A 16028-nucleotide genomic window follows, 5' to 3' on the forward strand; every position below is an offset into this window, starting at 1 on the left:
CCGGAAGGCGGGTTGCGTGCGAGAGAAGCGACACGCTCGGCCCCCTTTTCCGCGAAGGTGGTACACGAGCCACAGTGCAGGCGGAGTATCGGGCTTCACGCTCGCGGGCGTGTTACCGTTGCGGGACAGCGCCGGACTTTCACCGGTCTTCCTCCATTGTGCGCCGCGCATCCGGGCGACTGGCGCACCTGCACCGAGCCATATGCAATTGTCAACAGGTCAAAGCAGGCGCGATTGTAAGAAAAACCGAACGGGCGTCAAGCGGCGGGACACGAACAGCGCGCAAAACGACGCTGAGCGAGACGGGTTCGCAACCTAACGGGTGTTTGGTCAGCGTGTTCGGGTTGATTTTGCAAACAAAGGAAGTTTGCGTATGTTTGATGCGTAGATTTGCGCATACTTTGTATCACAAAATAATTCGCAACCCGACGGGGGTTTTTGCCACGCGAGTGGGTTGCGAAATGCTTTGTGTGTCAAAGGAATTTTGCGAATAAAACAAGGTGTTTTGCGCGTGTGGCGAGCCACTGAGAGGCGCGCTGCGCGGCGATTTGACACATGCAAGGCTTTTGGGTATCGTTGCGCCAGATTGAGCGCACGCTCTTTCAGCCGTATTCGATCCGCAGGGGATACTGAAAGTCCTCAAGCGCCAAAGCATCCAGAAGGCCGGCAAGATCTTTCAGCCGTATTCGATCCGCAGGGGATACTGAAAGCTCGCGTGGGTGTCGTGAAAAGCGCGCCCGCCGTGCTGCTTTCAGCCGTATTCGATCCGCAGGGGATACTGAAAGCCCTTCTGCCCGGGAGTTGGAAGAAATAGAGACATGCTTTCAGCCGTATTCGATCCGCAGGGGATACTGAAAGGGCGGATTTCTTCGATGACACCTACCAGCTCTACCCCTTTCAGCCGTATTCGATCCGCAGGGGATACTGAAAGTCTTTTTTTTCGTGTTCGTACCGGCGGCGGCGCTGGCCTTTCAGCCGTATTCGATCCGCAGGGGATACTGAAAGTTCTGTGGTCAATTGTATATCGTCAATGCCGCAACCTTTCAGCCGTATTCGATCCGCAGGGGATACTGAAAGTCGATATTCCAACGTGGATAAAGACGTTGGCGGATGCCTTTCAGCCGTATTCGATCCGCAGGGGATACTGAAAGTGCCTCGACGCAAGGTCTCGGCTGCGGCACGGCTTGCTTTCAGCCGTATTCGATCCGCAGGGGATACTGAAAGTCAGCAATGAACTGATGGTAGACAGCACGCCCGCTGCTTTCAGCCGTATTCGATCCGCAGGGGATACTGAAAGGCATGGTCGCCGTGGCGGTAGGTGGGTTGTTGATTGCTTTCAGCCGTATTCGATCCGCAGGGGATACTGAAAGTACATGCGGCGCTTCAATGCCGACGGCGACGATGCTCTTTCAGCCGTATTCGATCCGCAGGGGATACTGAAAGCTTTTCGCTCATGCTTCACCTCCCTGGTCGTTTGTTCTTTCAGCCGTATTCGATCCGCAGGGGATACTGAAAGTCGCCGTACCCGGCGACCCCCAGGCGACTATCACCATCTTTCAGCCGTATTCGATCCGCAGGGGATACTGAAAGCTCTCGTATCTCGTTCCGCTCCTCTATCGTCCGACCTTTCAGCCGTATTCGATCCGCAGGGGATACTGAAAGTCCTGGATACGTGCCCTTGCAGATGCCATTCCGCCCTTTCAGCCGTATTCGATCCGCAGGGGATACTGAAAGACGTGGTGGTTGTGGCGCTTGAACGTCCGGCTTACGGACTTTCAGCCGTATTCGATCCGCAGGGGATACTGAAAGCTAGCAAAAGCACCCGCCAAACGACGTGCCACAGCCTTTCAGCCGTATTCGATCCGCAGGGGATACTGAAAGCCGATAAGTCCACCGATAAAATAGAGTTTCCGCCGCTTTCAGCCGTATTCGATCCGCAGGGGATACTGAAAGGTTCTCGTGTAAGACGTTTCAGGCGACTGTACGGTCCTTTCAGCCGTATTCGATCCGCAGGGGATACTGAAAGGACGTGTGCGGGGTCCGGCGGGGGGAGTTCGAGCGTCTTTCAGCCGTATTCGATCCGCAGGGGATACTGAAAGGTACATCATGGCGCTCGTTGTGAAGCGAGGGCGCGGCCTTTCAGCCGTATTCGATCCGCAGGGGATACTGAAAGAAAGGTTTTCATTCAGGAGCGCCGGGACTGGTCGCCTTTCAGCCGTATTCGATCCGCAGGGGATACTGAAAGCTGTCGGCTGCACGGAGAGAGGCTGGCGTAATATCCTTTCAGCCGTATTCGATCCGCAGGGGATACACCGTTTCCCCACCCTCACAGGCTCCCGAACAGGAGCCTTTTTTGTTGCCAGCCCGCCGCGTGCGGGCTTTTTGCATGGGCAACGCACGCGCCACAAGGGCACCCCCACAGAACGCACGCCTTCGGCGGTGTTTGAGGGGCTTTGTTTTCACCCCCGGGGCGAGTACAATAGGCGTGGTGTCAAGGAGAGGAGACGATGGCGCGACGCAAGCAGGAGATTCCAGCCCATATCAAGCCGCAGTTAGACGCCCTGCCGAAACGCCCCGGCGTTTACCTCATGAAGAACCGCGCCGGCGAGATTCTCTATGTCGGCAAGGCGAAGAACCTGCGCAACCGTGTGCGCTCCTATTGGAGCGCCGCCAGCCAGCGCGTGCCCAAAATCCGCCGCCTGACCAGCCAGGTGGAAACCATTGAAACCTGGATTACCGACAGCGAACTTGAAGCGCTCTTGCTGGAAAACACGCTCATCAAGCAACACCAGCCGCGCTACAATGTGCGCCTGAAAGATGACAAACGCTACCCCTATATCCGCGTCACCTGGCACGAACCCTACCCCAAAGTGATGATGACGCGCCAGATGGTGCGCGACGGCTCGCGCTACTTCGGACCTTACACCTCGGCGTGGGCGGTGCATGAGACGCTGGATATTCTGCGCAAACGCTTCAAGTATCTGACATGCAACCGCACCATCACAGGCAACGATGAACGCGCCTGCCTCTACTACCACATTGGCTTGTGCGCCGCCCCCTGTATCGGCGCGGTCAGCCAGGAAGAATACCGCGCCCTCATCCAGCAGCTGATGAACTTTCTGGACGGCGACCACGCCACCCTGTTGCGCGACCTGGAACGCGAGATGTACGCCGCCGCCGAGGCGCTGGAATTTGAGCGGGCGGCGGCTCTGCGCGACCAAATCACCGCGCTGCGCCGTGTCGTCGAACAGCAGAAGGTGGTGGACGTCGGCGGCGGCGACCAGGATGTGGTCGCGTTTGCCCGTGATGAGCGCGACGCCGTGGTGCAGGTCTTTTTCATTCGCAACGGCAAACTCATCGGGCGCGAAACGTTTACGCTGGACAACGTGGAAGGCGAAGAAGACGCCGAGCTGATGCAGTCGTTCATTCAGCAATTCTACGACCAGACCGCCACCATCCCCCAAGAAATTCTGCTGCCGCGCGACCTGGACGAGATGGCGATTGTGCGCCAATGGTTGAAGCAAAAACGGGGCGCGGATGTGGTGCTGCGTGTGCCGCGCCGGGGCAAACAGCGCGAGCTGGTGGAAATGGCAACCGCCAACGCTGTTGAAGCGCTGGAACACCTGCGCTCGCATTGGGCGGTGCAGGAACGCCGCCAAACCGAGGCGATTGATGAACTGCAACAGGCGCTCAGCCTGCCCAAGCCCCCCGTGCGTATTGAGTGCTACGATGTGAGCCACATGCAGGGCACACATGTGGTGGGGAGCATGGTCGTTTTCGAGAAAGGACAACCCCGCAAAAGCGACTACCGCAAATTCAAAATGCGCCACCAGCGCAATGATGACTTTGCCAACATGCAGGAGATGCTGCGCCGCCGATTGGACAACTGGCGCGAGGCGCAACGCAAACCCGGCGGCGACAAATGGGGCATTCTGCCCGACCTGATGGTGATTGATGGGGGCAAAGGGCAACTGAACGCCGCCGTCGCCGTGCTGGATGAATTCGGGTTGAGCGACACCGTTCCGGTGATTGCGCTGGCGAAGCGCGAAGAAGAAATCTTCATGCCCGGCGTCAGCGAACCCATCAAACTCGATCGGTCTTCGCCCGCCCTGCACCTGCTCCAACGCGCCCGCGACGAAGCCCACCGCTTCGCCGTCTCCTACCAGCGCACCTTGCGCCGCAAAGCGGGCTTGCGCTCCTCGCTGGAAGATATCCCCGGCATTGGTCCCAAGCGTCGCGCGCGGCTCCTGCGCCATTTCGGGAGTATCGAGGCGATTCGGCGGGCAAGCGTGGACGAACTGGCGGCTGTGCCCGGCATGACGCGCGCGGTCGCCGAACTGGTCAAGCGGACGCTCAACAACGACGCGTGAAGAAAGGAGTTGCCATGAGCATTTGGGGCAAAGTGCGGCGCGCGCTCGGGCTCGAACCGACGCTGCGCCCGCGTGAATCAACCGACGAAGTGGGCTCGCCCATTGACGAAGAGGCGTACACCGCGGCGCTGCTCGCCAACCGCGCCGAAAAAGACCGCTTCTTCAAGGAAGACCCACGCTCCCCCCTGCCGCCCGACGTGCGCGCCACATTCCAGGGGCTGGCGTACTATCCGCCCAACCGCACCTTGCGGTTGGTGCTCCCGCTGGAACGCGACCCCTCGGGCGAGCGCATTGTCATGCAAACCAGCACCGGCGATGAGCAGGTGTACGAGCGGTTGGGCTACGTCTCGTTCGAGGTGGACGGCGAGCCCACCCGCCTGGCGATTTACCGCGACGTGCGGAGCGGCGCCCTCTTCCTGCCCTTCCGCGACGCCACCAGCGGCTCCGAAACCTACGGCGCAGGGCGCTATCTGGAACCCGTCCTGCTGGACGACAACACCGTGCTGGTGGATTTCAACCTGGCCTACAACCCGTTTTGCGCCTACAGCGACCAATGGAGTTGCCCACTGCCGCCCATGGAAAACTGGTTGCGCGTGCCCATTCGCGCCGGCGAAAAAGCCTTTTCCGCCCACACCACCCAACCAGACGAGGTGTAGCCGATGCCGCGCTTCATCATTCCCCACCCCGACGATGTCGCCGATGATGTGCGTTGCTACTACCGCCACGCCCGCCGCATGCCCGAACCGGTTGTCGAATTGGGCGTGGCGCATGGGCGCTACACCCTCACCCTCGCCGACCAGCAAATCCGCATGGTGGCGGTCGGCGAAGACGCCGGGCTCCTGCAAGCGTTGCACGCTTTCGCGCAGGAGCGCCACCTGCCTGTGGAGATTCTGACGGCGGCGTGGGAAACCGTGCGCTTGCCTTTTCGCCCCGGCATGCTCTTTTTGCCCGAAGGGCGGCTGGCGCGTCTGCTCACCTACGAGGCGATCATGCGCTTCTTGCGCCACGTACACGGCTTGTTGCAGGTGGGCGGCAAATTCATGTTCGACCTGCCCCTGCCCGACATGCACGCCATCGCCCCCTACCTGCTGCCCACCGGGCAAACCCTCATCTGGCGGAAAAGCACCCCACTGGATGGCGGGGGCGTGCGGCATGTGTGGGAACGGCGCGCCTACGACGTGGTGGCGCAAATTGAGACGCGCCACATTGTGGAAGAAGAGGTGGACGCCGAGGGCTTCACCCGCACACGGCGGCACCGCATGGAACAGCGCGGCTGGTTTTGGCCGCGCGAAGTACGCGCCATGCTGGAAGCCACGGGCTTCTTCATCGAAGCGGTCTACGGTGGGTTCAACGATGAACCGCTGACCGACGCCAGCCCCGTGCAAGTGTGGGTCGTGCGGAAGCCGGCCGGCTAACCATGCCACACAATAGCAAAACGCGCCTGCATGTGGCGTGCAGGCGCGTTCGGTTCGTTCAACAGGCGCGATTTATTTCTTGTTGTCGTCGCCGCCGATTTTGAGCACCGCCATAAAAGCTTCCTGTGGAATTTCCACATTGCCCAACTTCTTCAAGCGCTTTTTGCCCTCTTTCTGCTTTTCGAGCAACTTGCGCTTGCGCGTCACGTCGCCGCCGTAGCACTTGGCGAGCACGTCTTTGCGCAGGGCGGGCACCGTCTGGCGGGCAATCACCCGCCGCCCAATCGCGGCTTGAATGGGCACCTTGAATTGCTGGCGCGGGATGACTTCTTTGAGCCGCCGCACCAGCGCCGAGCCTTTTTCGTACGCCTGGTCACGGTGCACAATGATACTGAGCGCATCCACAGGTTGCTCGTTGACCAGGATATCCAGCTTCACCAGGTCGCCGGGCTGATAGCCGCTGAATTGGTAATCCATGGAAGCGTAGCCGCGCGTGCGGCTTTTGAGCTGATCGTAGAAGTCCACAATGAGCTCGCTCAGCGGCAGCTGATAGGTGAGCAAAACGCGCTTTTCGTCCAGATACTCCATCTTCTCGAAAACGCCGCGCCGATTGGTCACCAACTCCATGATAGGCCCAATGTAGTCGCTGGGCGTCCAGATTTGGACGCGCATCCACGGTTCCAAAATTTCCTCGATTTTGCTGGGGTCGGGCAGTTCGGCGGGGCTATCAATCTCGATTTCTTCCCCATTGGTGAGCACCACGCGATAGACCACGCTGGGCGCCGTCGCAATCAAGTTCAGGTTGTACTCACGTTCGAGGCGCTCTTGCACAATTTCCATGTGGAACAATCCCAGAAACCCAACGCGGAAGCCCTGCCCCAACGCGGCGCTGTTTTCCGGCTCATAGACCAGCGCGGCATCGTTCAGGCGCAGTTTGTCAAGCGCATCGCGCAGGTCGAGATAATCTTCATTGTCCACGGGATAGATACCCGCAAAGACCATCGGTTTGGCCGGCTCGTAGCCCGGCAATGGTTCCGCCGCGGGCTTGTTCGCCAGTGTAATCGTATCGCCGACGCGCACGTCCTGCACCTCTTTCAAGCCCGTGGCCACGTATCCCACTTCACCCGTTTCCAGGCGGTCGGTGGGGGTCATGCGCGGGCTGAACGTGCCAATTTCGAGTGCTTCAATGTCAATCCCCGCCGCCATCAGGCGCAGTTTCTGGTTGGTGGCAAGGGCGCCATCCACCACACGCACATAGGCAATAACGCCCTTGTAGGGGTCGTAGTGGCTATCGAACACGAGCGCACGCAAAGGCGCGTCGGGGTCGCCGGACGGCGGCGGCACCTTTTCCACCACGGCTTGCAGCACCTGCTCCACGTTCTCGCCCGTCTTGGCGGAAACAGGGATCACCTCTTCGGCGGGGAAGCCGAGCAGGTTTTCGATTTCTTCCGCCACGAGTTCCGGCTGTGCGGCGGGCAAGTCAATCTTGTTGACAACGGGAATAATTTCCAGGTTGGCGTCGAGCGCCATGTAGAGGTTCGCCAGCGTCTGGGCTTCGATGCCCTGTGTGGCGTCCACCACCAGGATGGCGCCTTCGGCGGCTTGCAGGGCGCGGCGCACTTCGTAGGTAAAGTCCACGTGCCCCGGCGTGTCAATCAGGTTGAGTTCGTAGGTTTCGCCGTCCGGTGCGGTGTAGAGCATGCGCACGGCGCTGGCTTTGATAGTCACGCCGCGCTCACGCTCCAGGTCCATATCGTCGAGCACTTGCTCTTTCATATCGCGCTCGGTAATGGTGCCGGTCGCCACCAGCAAACGGTCGGCGAGCGTGCTTTTTCCGTGGTCAATATGGGCAATGATGCAAAAATTGCGAATGTGTTTCTGGTCCATGTGCGTCTCACCACCTGCCAACAAAGGGTCTCATCCTCTTGGGTCTTGCCACAGTATAGTGTTGATTGCCCAAAATGCGAATTCTCTTTGCGCCATATTCGCACGAATAGGCGCTCTTTGCTATAATCCGCGCCGTTTGAGCGTGATTGACTTCACGGATCAACGTGAAAAAGGAGACTTGGGGCTCATGGAAAATCTACCCGTCAATATCAGCGTACTGATTCAAGCAACGATTGCATTTTTCACTGCGTTTGGGCTGGCGCTCTGGGTCAGTCTGGTCATCTGGACATACAACGATATTCGCGCCCGCACACGCGATATTTTTGCCATTTTGCTGGCGGTGCTGCTGGTAGCCGTCTTCAACATTTTCGGCGTACCGCTCTACCTGTTGCTGCGCCCCCGCGAAACGCTGGCGGAGCAATACGAGCGTTCACTCGAAGAAGAAGCCTTGCTGCAAGAAATCGAAGACCGCCAGGTCTGCCCATCGTGCCACACTCCTGTGCGCGACGACTTCCTGGTCTGCCCGAACTGCGCTACACGCTTGAAGAACAAATGCGCCAATTGCGGCAAGTTGATGCGCCTGGAATGGAACGTCTGCCCCTACTGCGGCACGTAAGCATACACGCACCACATCGCCAGCCCCCGCACACGCGGGGGCTTTTTCCATGGCTGCGGCTTGCCCTGCGGCGCAATGTGCCATACCATGAATGTATCCATACCCCTTTCAACCCGTAAGTCGCCCAAGGAGGTGCGCTATGCCGAAGAGAGTTGCCGATGTGATGAGCCACCGTGTGATTTCGTGCCACCCTCAAACGCCCATTCGTCGTTGCGCCCGCCGCATGCGTGAAAACGACGTGAGCGCGCTCATTGTGCTGGACGACGACGGATACCTGGCGGGCATTCTCAGCCAGACCGACCTGGTCACCCTGCGGGCGTATCGTCCTGAGTGGGAAGAGATGGTGGCGGAACACGCCATGATTCGCAACGTGCTCACGGTCACGCCGGATACGCCGCTGGAAGAAGCGTGCGATTTGATGGCGCGTTTGCGGGTACACCGCCTTGTGGTGGTGGAAGAAGACGAAAACGGCAAACACCCTATCGGCGTGTTAAGCATGACGGACGTGGTACGCGAGATGGCGGAAGGCGACGAGAGCGCCAACGCCTGAACCGCTTACGCCAAAAGCACCTGCTCCAAAAAATCGCGCACCAGCCGCCCAACGGTTTGGGTGTGCTCGCCGCTGTACGCATGGTCGGCGTGGGGGATGGTGTGCACCTGCACATGCGCCGCCCCCAACGCCATGCTCTGCAAGACATGGGGCGGCGAGATGTCATCGTATTCGCCCGTGATGAGCAAGCGCGGGCGTTCGTCCTGGGTGAATGTGGCGGGTGAAAGATGCCAGAGCGGCGTCCCGATGCCGGCAAACGCCTTGACGCTCTGCACACGCGGCAAGGCGCGCAAGCCCACCCACGCGCCAAAACTGTATCCCACCAGGGCGCGGCGATCGCGCGGCACGCCCGGCTGCGCGCCAAGCGCCTGCACCGCGGCGACAATGTCGGCTTCTTCGGCTTCGCCCCCGCCAAATGCGCCTTCGCTTTCTCCCACGCCGCGAAAGTTGAAGCGCACCACCACAAAGCCGGCGCTCGCCAGCGTCTGCGCCAAGGCGACCACCAGCGGCGTTTCCATAGAACCACCGTAGAGCGGATGGGGATGCGCCACTACGACGCCGCCGCGGGGGGAGATTTCCGCCGCGGGGCGCACAACGCGCCCGGACAGCAAAAGCCCGTCTTCGGTTTCAAAGGCGATGGGTGTTTCGTTCAGCATGGGCGACTCCGCGGTCTGGTTCAAGGGGTGCGTGCTTTTTGCTTTGCGCGCATGTCGAGTTGCCAGGTGCGCGGATTCCAGCCGCCGGCGGGCGCGATGCGCCCACGCACCCACGGTTGGGTCAGCAGCGCCTGCGCGCGGTGGAAAAGCGGCACGTGCGCCGCTTCTTCCACTGTGATGAGCGTGTGCGCCTGACGGTAGAGGTCCATGCGGGCGGTGGGGTCTTGCTCATTCATGGCGCTTTCCACCACGTCATCAAATTCACCGCACAATCGCCGCCAGTGGTTCTGGCTGGCTTCACAATGGAAAGGCGCATAGTACCACTCGTGCAAGTCCGGCACGGGCGAGCACCATTCAAAAAGCCAGGCATGCGCGATTTCGGGCAAGGGAATGGTGCGGTCCAGATGGGCTTCGTACTCGTCGGCGGGAAGCGGCACCACGTTGACGGTTATGTCAAGCGTGGTACGCCACATTGAGGCAACGGCGTTCGCCACATCCACCCATTCGGGGATGTCGGGTGTGGCGAGTTGCAACGTGGGAAAGCCCAAACCGCGCGGATACCCCGCCTGCGCCAGCCATGTGCGGGCTTGCGCCGTGTCATACGCGACGCCGGTCGGTTCGGTGGCGCCAAACAACGCCGCGGGCGCGAGCGAGGACGCAGCGACACGATCGCCCGGCGACTGGCGCACCAGCAGAGAGCGGTCAATCGCCGCCGCAAGGGCGCGCCGCACACGCACACGGTCAACCGGCGGCTTGACGGTGGTGAACCCGATGCCCACGGTGCAGGATTGTTCGACAAGCGAAAGTTGCTCGCGCAGGGTGTCATCCGTCTGGACGGCGGGCACGGCTTCGGCGGGGAGCGCCAGGCGGTCAAAAAGCCCCGCGCGGTAATCGGCGAGGGCGTCTGTGGTCAAAGAGAAGTTGATGATGTCGGGGGTGCGTGGCTGCCGCTCAGCCGGGTAGGTTGGGTTGCGTGTCAGGCTGATGGTGTCGGGGGGCAACCAGGCGGTGAAAACGTAAGGACCGATGCTTTGCAAGCGTTCAGGCGACTGCCAGCCCACATTGCCCGCCGCAATGGCGTTCTGGGGAAGGGGGCGGGCAATCGGCAACGAGAGCACGGCGGGCAAATCAGCCCCCGGACGCACGAGGTCAATTTCGACGGTTTGCGGGTCGAGCGCCCGCACGCCTACACTCGCCAGGTCCACGATGTCCTGGCTTTCGTACACGTCGCGGCACCCTTCGATGATGAAGAGGGCTTCAACAAACGGGGCGCGCGTCGAGGGGGCGCAGGCGCGACGGAGCGAGGCGACCACGTCATCGGCGCTGAAAGAGGCCACCGGGTTGCCCTGCACATCGCGCCACTGCAAGCCGGTTTGCAGGCGGAAGGTGTAAATGCGCCCGTTCGTACTAGCGCGCCACTCGGTCGCCAAATCGGGGACGATGGTAGCGGTCTCCGGGTCGTAGCGCGTCAGGCCGGCATGCACCAGATTGACAAGCAACAGCGAAAGGTCGTCCTGCGCCAGCGCGGGGTCAAGGGTGGCGGGCAAACCCAACAACGGCAAGTCGAGTGTGGCGGGGGTGGTTTCGCGTTGCAAGGGGGTGCAATGCACAAGCAGCAGAAGCGCCACAAGCCACGCATGACGCACGAGGGAGCGCATAGCGTTCAAGAAGCAGAAAGCGCCGTTTGCGGCACGCTGATGCGTTGGTCGGCTTGCAGGTGGTCTTTGAGTTGGCGGCGGGCATGGTAGAGCCGCGACTTGACCGTGCCGACCGGCAAATTGAGAATGCCGGCAATCTCTTCGAGCGGCAATTCTTGCAGGTAGTAGAGCACCACGACGATGCGATGCTTTTCGTCCAATTTGGCGATGGCGTCCTGCACGGCGCGGACACGCTCGTCGCGTTCGATGATGTGGTCGGGTGAAACGTGAATGTGCCGCTGGAACCATTCGCTCACCTTGTCGAGCGGGCTTGTTTTGGGTGTACGGGTGAGCCAGTTGTTTGTCAGGTTGATGGCGATGCGATAGAGCCACGGTTGCAACGAGTCCACCGATTCATCAATGCGATCCAGATTGCGATAGACGCGAAAGAACGTTTCCTGCAACAAATCTTCCGCCGCTGCACGATCTTGCGTCATGGCGTAGATGACGCGAAAAATTGACCGCGCATAGCGCAGATAGAGTGCCGCAAAGGCGTCAAAATCACCAGCGCGGGTTCTCTTCACCAACTCGATATCCGTCGGTTGAGACCCCATTGTCCGCTCCCTGTTGTGCTCACACAGTCTCATCGGGCGCTCTTTCAGGCGAGAGCGTTCCGAGATTATAGAAAGCCTTGCCACACAGGCAAATGTCTTGTCAGCCTCATTCCAGCAAGGGCAAACGTTTCTGCGCCAGCAAGACGCCGACGCTCCCGCCTATTAGGTCCACGCCGATGTCGAACAGTTCATCCCGTCCGGGAAGTGAGGCGGTGTAGATGAGTTGCACGCCTTCTTGCAGGCACGCCACCAGCAATACCAGCGTCAGCAGCCAGAAGGGGTGGCAAAAACGGGGTGGGAGTGTGCGTGCCAGCAAGACCGCCAGGACGGCGTAGAGAAACGCATGCATGACTACGTGGGTCCATTCGGGCGTAAAGACGGTTTGGAACCAGCGGTTGTACGTGGCGGAGTAGCGCGTGAAGAGCGCCATGGGAAAGAGAATGCCAACAAGCCAGAAGAGCAACAAGAGATGCTTGCGGGACATAGGCTGCTCCTTGCGGTTGCGGTGAGGAAGACGCCCTGCCAGGTCTCCACAACCCGACAGGGCGTCGGTATGGCTTATTCGGCGGGTGGCGTCCAGCGCAAGACAGGCTGGCGTGCAGCGCGGGCTTCATCAAGGCGGCGGACGGGTGTGCGGTGGGGCGCCGATTTCACCACCTCGGGCGTCTCTTCCGCTTCGCGCGCAATTTGCTTCATGACGGCGATGAAGCGGTCGAGCGTCTGCTTCGATTCCGTTTCGGTCGGTTCAATCATCATCGCTTCCGGCACGGTGAGCGGGAAGTAAATCGTCGGCGGATGGATGCCGTAGTCAATGAGCCGCTTGGCAATGTCGAGCGTGCGCACGCCGTAGCGTTCGGCTTGCCATTGCCCGCTGAAAACAACTTCGTGCTTGCAAATGCGGTCGAACGGCAAATGATAGACGCCTTTCAACTGCGCGCGCACGTAGTTGGCGTTGAGCACGGCGTCCTTGGTCATTTCGGTCAGCCCATTGCCGCCCAACGCGCGCATGTAGACGTAGCCACGCACCATGTTGTTGAAGTTGCCGTAAAACGCCCGCACGCGCCCGATGCTGTCGGGGCGGTCGTAATCCAGGTAGTAGCGGTCGCCATCTTTGGCGACAACGGGCACCGGCAAGAAGCGAGCCAGGTCGGCACGTACAGCCGTGGCGCCGGCGCCGGGTCCACCGCCACCGTGGGGCACGCTGAACGTTTTATGCAAGTTGTAGTGCAGAATGTCCATGCCCAGGTCGCCCGGCTTGGCAACGCCGACCATGGCGTTCATGTTGGCGCCGTCCATGTAAATCAAGCCGCCCACGGCGTGCACCGCCTCGGCAATATCGAGGATGTGTTCCTCGAACAACCCCAGAGTGCTGGGGTTGGTAATCATCAAGCCCGCCACGTCTTCGCCCAGTTCGTCGAGCGTGCGTTTGAGCGCGTCGAGGTCGAGATTGCCGTCCGCGCCGGTGGGGATGGTGACGGTTTCGTAGCCCACCATGGCGGCGGTGGCGGGGTTCGTTCCGTGCGCCGAGTCGGGGATGAGCATGTGTTTGCGCTGACGCCCCTGTTTGGCGTGATAGGCGTGGATGATGAGCGCGCCGGTGAGTTCGCCATGTGCGCCGGCGGACGGCTGCAACGTCACCGCAGGCAAGCCGGCGATTTCTGCCAGCCATTCCTGCAATTCGTACATGAGCCGCAACGCCCCCTGCACGGTGCTTTCATCCTGATAGGGGTGCAGGTGCGAGAACGCCGGCCAATTGGCGATGGCGTCGTTGATTTTGGGGTTGTACTTCATCGTGCAAGACCCCAGCGGATAGAAGCCCAAGTCCACAGCAAAGTTGTACTGCGACAGGCGCGTGAAGTGGCGCACCACATCCAACTCGCTGACTTGGGGCAAGGGAAGTTCATCGCGCACAAACTCCGCCGGGGGCAAATCGGCTTCGGGGACATCGAGCGGCGGCAGTTCAACACCAGTGCGCCCTTCGGCGCTCCGCTCGAAGAGTACCCCTTCACGTGGAACAAAGCCGTAGGTTTCGTCTTCGGCTGTGTGCATGGGTATTGCTGTTTGGGTCATGAGTGCCCCCCGTTTTCTGCTTCTATTTTCCAGCGCTTGCCGCCAGCGAGTTGTAACATTTTCTGCAAGCGGTCAGCCCCCCAGAGATAGACGTGGGCGCGCGTTGTCCAGGCGCGCGCTTCGGGCGTGAGCGTGCCGCACGTGACCATGATACCGCGCTCAATGCCGTAGGTTTCATGCAAATCACGCACGAATTGCGCCGCCACAGGTTCATCGAGCACGGCGAGGTCGCGGCGCAGAAGCACCACCCAGGGCTTGCCTTCAACATCCCACGCCAGCATGTCCACGCCTTCGACTTCGGTGTCGGCGTCGGGGTCGGCGCGAAAGCCCAACGAACGCAACAACAGGGCAATCATCTGCTTGAAGGTCGCCGACGGCAAGGTTTGCATTTGTTCAAGGGTAATGTCGCGCATGAGCGCGCGCAATTCCTGTTCGTTCATGGCTTACAATGCCCGCAATGCGTCAATCAGGCGGTCAATCTCCTCGCGCGTGTTCATTTCGGTGGCGGTCAGCAACCAATGGTTAGCGAGTTCGGGATAATCGCGCCCGAGGTCGTAGCCGCCAATGATCCCGTGCTCTTCCCACAAATAGCGGTTGATTTCCGCCGCCGGGCGCGGTGTGCGCACGGCAAATTCGCGCATGAAGTGCCCTTCAAACGCGAGTGAGAAGCCGTCCAGTTGCGCCAGTTGGTTCGCCAGGTAGTGCGCCTTGTGGTAGCAGAGGTTCGCCACCTGCTTCAGCCCGTTGCGCCCGACCGCCGCCATGTAAATGGTGACAGCCGTCGCAATCAGGGCTTCGTTGGTGCAAATGTTGCTGGTGGCTTTTTCACGGCGGATATGCTGTTCGCGGGCTTGCAGGGTGAGCACGAACCCGCGCCGACCGTCCACGTCCACCGTCTCACCGGCGATACGCCCAGGCATCTGGCGGACGTATTTTTGGCGCGTGGCGAACAGCCCCACGTAGGGACCGCCGTAGAAGAGCGGAATGCCCAGCGGTTGCCCTTCGGCGGTCACAATGTCGGCGCCAAACTCGCCAGGGGGTTTGAGCATGGCGACCGCCACGGGGTCGGCGCTGACCACGAAAAGCCCGCCGGCGGCATGAATGGCATCGCTAAGCGCCGGCATGGGTTCGATTTGCCCAAAGAAGTTGGGATACTGCACGAGCAAGGCGGCGGTGTTGGCGTCGGCGGCGGCTTGCACCGCGGCAACGTCGGTCACGCCGGTGTGTGGGTCGAAGGGAATTTCGACCAGTTCGATATCCATGCCCTGCGTGTACGTGGCGAGCACGGCGCGGTATTCGGGATGAATGGCGCGGCTGACCAGAATGCGCGTGCGTTTCGAGCGGCTCAGGCGCACCGCCATCAGCGCGGCTTCGGCAAGGGCGGTTGAACCGTCGTACATGGACGCGTTCGCCACGTCCATGCCGAGCAACTGGCAAACCATCGTCTGGAATTCAAAGATGGTTTGCAGCGTGCCCTGGCTGATTTCCGGCTGATAGGGTGTGTAGGCGGTGTAAAATTCTCCCCGAAAGAGCAGGTGCGGAATGACGGCGGGGGTGTAGTGGTAGTACGCGCCTGCGCCGAGGAAGGTGGGATGACGGTCAACCGTGACATTTTGCGCCGCGATGTCAGCAAACAAGCGCTGGATTTCAGGCTCGCTCAAGCCATCGGGCAGGTTGAGTGTCGGAAACCGTACCGCTTCGGGAATATCGGCAAACAGGTCTTCAATCCGTTCGACGCCGATGGCGGCAAGCATTTCGCGCCGCTCGGCGTCGGTATGGGGTGTGTACCGCATGGTTGGCCTCCTTGCCTTACGCGCCGATATGCGCTGCGTATGCGTCGGCGTCCATGAGGGTGGCGCTTTCTTCGTCCCAGTTCGATGGGCGCACCTTGATCATCCAGCCCTCGCCGTAGGGGTCCCGGTTGACCAGTTCAGGGCTGGCGTCAAGCGCTGTGTTGATTTCGACGACTTCGCCGCTGACGGGAGCATAGAGGTCGCTTGCGGCTTTGACGCTTTCCACAACGCCAAAAGGTCGCCCCTTTTCAATGGTTTCGCCCACGTCGGGCAATTCGACATAGACCACGTCGCCCAATTCATGCTGGGCGTAGTCGGTAATGCCAATCACAACAAGGTCGCCTTCTTGTTTCGCCCATTCGTGTTCTTCGGTGTAGAGACGATCATTCGGGATGTTGCTCATGGTGCGCTCCTTTCTTG

At 60.5% G+C, this 16028-nt stretch carries 14 protein-coding genes, 1 CRISPR repeat array and 1 riboswitch; of the genes, 5 read left to right on the forward strand and 9 right to left on the reverse strand.

All coding sequences use genetic code 11. The annotated features are described in order from the left end of the window. Nucleotides 1-62: 62 nt before the first annotated feature. A riboswitch (cobalamin riboswitch) is annotated at nucleotides 63-207 on the reverse strand. Between the two features lie 392 nt (nucleotides 208-599). Next, a CRISPR array of direct repeats spans nucleotides 600-2317; the repeat unit is 37 nt; unit sequence CTTTCAGCCGTATTCGATCCGCAGGGGATACTGAAAG. A gap of 190 nt (nucleotides 2318-2507) precedes the next feature. Genes uvrC through SE16_RS08035 form a run of 3 tightly spaced genes read left to right on the forward strand, consistent with a single transcriptional unit; the run spans nucleotide 2508 to nucleotide 5785 of the window. After that, nucleotides 2508-4370: an excinuclease ABC subunit UvrC gene (uvrC, locus tag SE16_RS08025; RefSeq protein ID WP_054493739.1), complete on the forward strand. Its 1863-nt coding sequence runs from the start codon at nucleotides 2508-2510 to the stop codon at nucleotides 4368-4370. Between the two features lie 14 nt (nucleotides 4371-4384). Continuing rightward, entirely contained in the window at nucleotides 4385-5026 is a 642-nt protein-coding gene (locus SE16_RS08030; protein WP_082374372.1) for a DUF1684 domain-containing protein, read from the forward strand. A gap of 3 nt (nucleotides 5027-5029) precedes the next feature. Then, nucleotides 5030-5785, forward strand: a complete 756-nt coding sequence (locus tag SE16_RS08035; RefSeq protein ID WP_054493740.1) for a class I SAM-dependent methyltransferase — start codon at nucleotides 5030-5032, stop codon at nucleotides 5783-5785. Nucleotides 5786-5857: 72 nt separating this feature from the next. On the opposite strand, the gene lepA is transcribed toward SE16_RS08035, so the two are convergent. Further along, nucleotides 5858-7672, reverse strand: a complete 1815-nt coding sequence (gene lepA, locus SE16_RS08040; protein ID WP_054493741.1) for a translation elongation factor 4 — start codon at nucleotides 7670-7672, stop codon at nucleotides 5858-5860. A gap of 187 nt (nucleotides 7673-7859) precedes the next feature. Between lepA and SE16_RS15965 the strand changes: the two genes are divergently transcribed. Beyond that, nucleotides 7860-8288, forward strand: a complete 429-nt coding sequence (locus SE16_RS15965) for a zinc ribbon domain-containing protein (RefSeq protein ID WP_054493742.1) — start codon at nucleotides 7860-7862, stop codon at nucleotides 8286-8288. A gap of 139 nt (nucleotides 8289-8427) precedes the next feature. Then, nucleotides 8428-8838 carry a CBS domain-containing protein gene (locus tag SE16_RS08050; protein ID WP_082374374.1) on the forward strand — a complete coding sequence of 137 codons (411 nt, stop codon included), beginning with the start codon at nucleotides 8428-8430 and terminating at the stop codon, nucleotides 8836-8838. Nucleotides 8839-8843: 5 nt separating this feature from the next. Here the strand turns inward: SE16_RS08050 and SE16_RS08055 are convergent, their stop codons facing one another. From SE16_RS08055 to gcvH, 8 genes are all read right to left on the reverse strand, one after another. After that, entirely contained in the window at nucleotides 8844-9494 is a 651-nt protein-coding gene (locus tag SE16_RS08055) for an alpha/beta hydrolase (protein ID WP_060687460.1), read from the reverse strand. Between the two features lie 20 nt (nucleotides 9495-9514). Next, on the reverse strand, nucleotides 9515-11152 hold the full coding sequence (locus SE16_RS08060; RefSeq protein ID WP_054492101.1) for a peptide ABC transporter substrate-binding protein: 1638 nt from the start codon (nucleotides 11150-11152) through the stop codon (nucleotides 9515-9517). 5 nt (nucleotides 11153-11157) lie between these two features. Then, entirely contained in the window at nucleotides 11158-11745 is a 588-nt protein-coding gene (locus SE16_RS08065; RefSeq protein ID WP_054492102.1) for an RNA polymerase sigma factor, read from the reverse strand. A 106-nt stretch (nucleotides 11746-11851) separates the two neighbouring features. Beyond that, entirely contained in the window at nucleotides 11852-12229 is a 378-nt protein-coding gene (locus tag SE16_RS08070; RefSeq protein WP_054492103.1) for a VanZ family protein, read from the reverse strand. Between the two features lie 74 nt (nucleotides 12230-12303). After that, a complete protein-coding gene (gene gcvPB / locus SE16_RS08075) occupies nucleotides 12304-13794 on the reverse strand; it encodes an aminomethyl-transferring glycine dehydrogenase subunit GcvPB (protein WP_054492104.1) in 1491 nt (496 codons plus the stop codon). 17 nt (nucleotides 13795-13811) lie between these two features. Next, nucleotides 13812-14255: a restriction endonuclease gene (locus SE16_RS08080; RefSeq protein ID WP_054492105.1), complete on the reverse strand. Its 444-nt coding sequence runs from the start codon at nucleotides 14253-14255 to the stop codon at nucleotides 13812-13814. Nucleotides 14256-14258: 3 nt separating this feature from the next. Next, nucleotides 14259-15608 carry an aminomethyl-transferring glycine dehydrogenase subunit GcvPA gene (gene gcvPA / locus SE16_RS08085; RefSeq protein ID WP_054492106.1) on the reverse strand — a complete coding sequence of 450 codons (1350 nt, stop codon included), beginning with the start codon at nucleotides 15606-15608 and terminating at the stop codon, nucleotides 14259-14261. Nucleotides 15609-15624: 16 nt separating this feature from the next. Then, nucleotides 15625-16011 (reverse strand): glycine cleavage system protein GcvH, encoded by a 387-nt coding sequence (gene gcvH / locus SE16_RS08090; RefSeq protein WP_054492107.1) that lies wholly within the window; start codon nucleotides 16009-16011, stop codon nucleotides 15625-15627. Nucleotides 16012-16028: the final 17 nt, after the last annotated feature.

This window comes from Ardenticatena maritima (assembly GCF_001306175.1).
In the GTDB taxonomy this organism is placed as follows: Bacteria; Chloroflexota; Anaerolineae; order Ardenticatenales; family Ardenticatenaceae; genus Ardenticatena; species Ardenticatena maritima.

Excerpts from the sequence above, each read along its gene's own strand:
- uvrC (WP_054493739.1), top strand. The coding sequence starts at position 2,508 with ATGGCGCGACGCAAGCAGGAGATTCCAGCCCATATCAAGCCGCAGTTA.
- SE16_RS08030 (WP_082374372.1), top strand. The coding sequence starts at position 4,385 with ATGAGCATTTGGGGCAAAGTGCGGCGCGCGCTCGGGCTCGAACCGACG.
- SE16_RS08035 (WP_054493740.1), top strand. The coding sequence starts at position 5,030 with ATGCCGCGCTTCATCATTCCCCACCCCGACGATGTCGCCGATGATGTG.
- lepA (WP_054493741.1), bottom strand. The coding sequence starts at position 7,672 with ATGGACCAGAAACACATTCGCAATTTTTGCATCATTGCCCATATTGAC.
- SE16_RS15965 (WP_054493742.1), top strand. The coding sequence starts at position 7,860 with ATGGAAAATCTACCCGTCAATATCAGCGTACTGATTCAAGCAACGATT.
- SE16_RS08050 (WP_082374374.1), top strand. The coding sequence starts at position 8,428 with ATGCCGAAGAGAGTTGCCGATGTGATGAGCCACCGTGTGATTTCGTGC.
- SE16_RS08055 (WP_060687460.1), bottom strand. The coding sequence starts at position 9,494 with ATGCTGAACGAAACACCCATCGCCTTTGAAACCGAAGACGGGCTTTTG.
- SE16_RS08060 (WP_054492101.1), bottom strand. The coding sequence starts at position 11,152 with ATGCGCTCCCTCGTGCGTCATGCGTGGCTTGTGGCGCTTCTGCTGCTT.
- SE16_RS08065 (WP_054492102.1), bottom strand. The coding sequence starts at position 11,745 with ATGGGGTCTCAACCGACGGATATCGAGTTGGTGAAGAGAACCCGCGCT.
- SE16_RS08070 (WP_054492103.1), bottom strand. The coding sequence starts at position 12,229 with ATGTCCCGCAAGCATCTCTTGTTGCTCTTCTGGCTTGTTGGCATTCTC.
- gcvPB (WP_054492104.1), bottom strand. The coding sequence starts at position 13,794 with ATGCACACAGCCGAAGACGAAACCTACGGCTTTGTTCCACGTGAAGGG.
- SE16_RS08080 (WP_054492105.1), bottom strand. The coding sequence starts at position 14,255 with ATGAACGAACAGGAATTGCGCGCGCTCATGCGCGACATTACCCTTGAA.
- gcvPA (WP_054492106.1), bottom strand. The coding sequence starts at position 15,608 with ATGCGGTACACACCCCATACCGACGCCGAGCGGCGCGAAATGCTTGCC.
- gcvH (WP_054492107.1), bottom strand. The coding sequence starts at position 16,011 with ATGAGCAACATCCCGAATGATCGTCTCTACACCGAAGAACACGAATGG.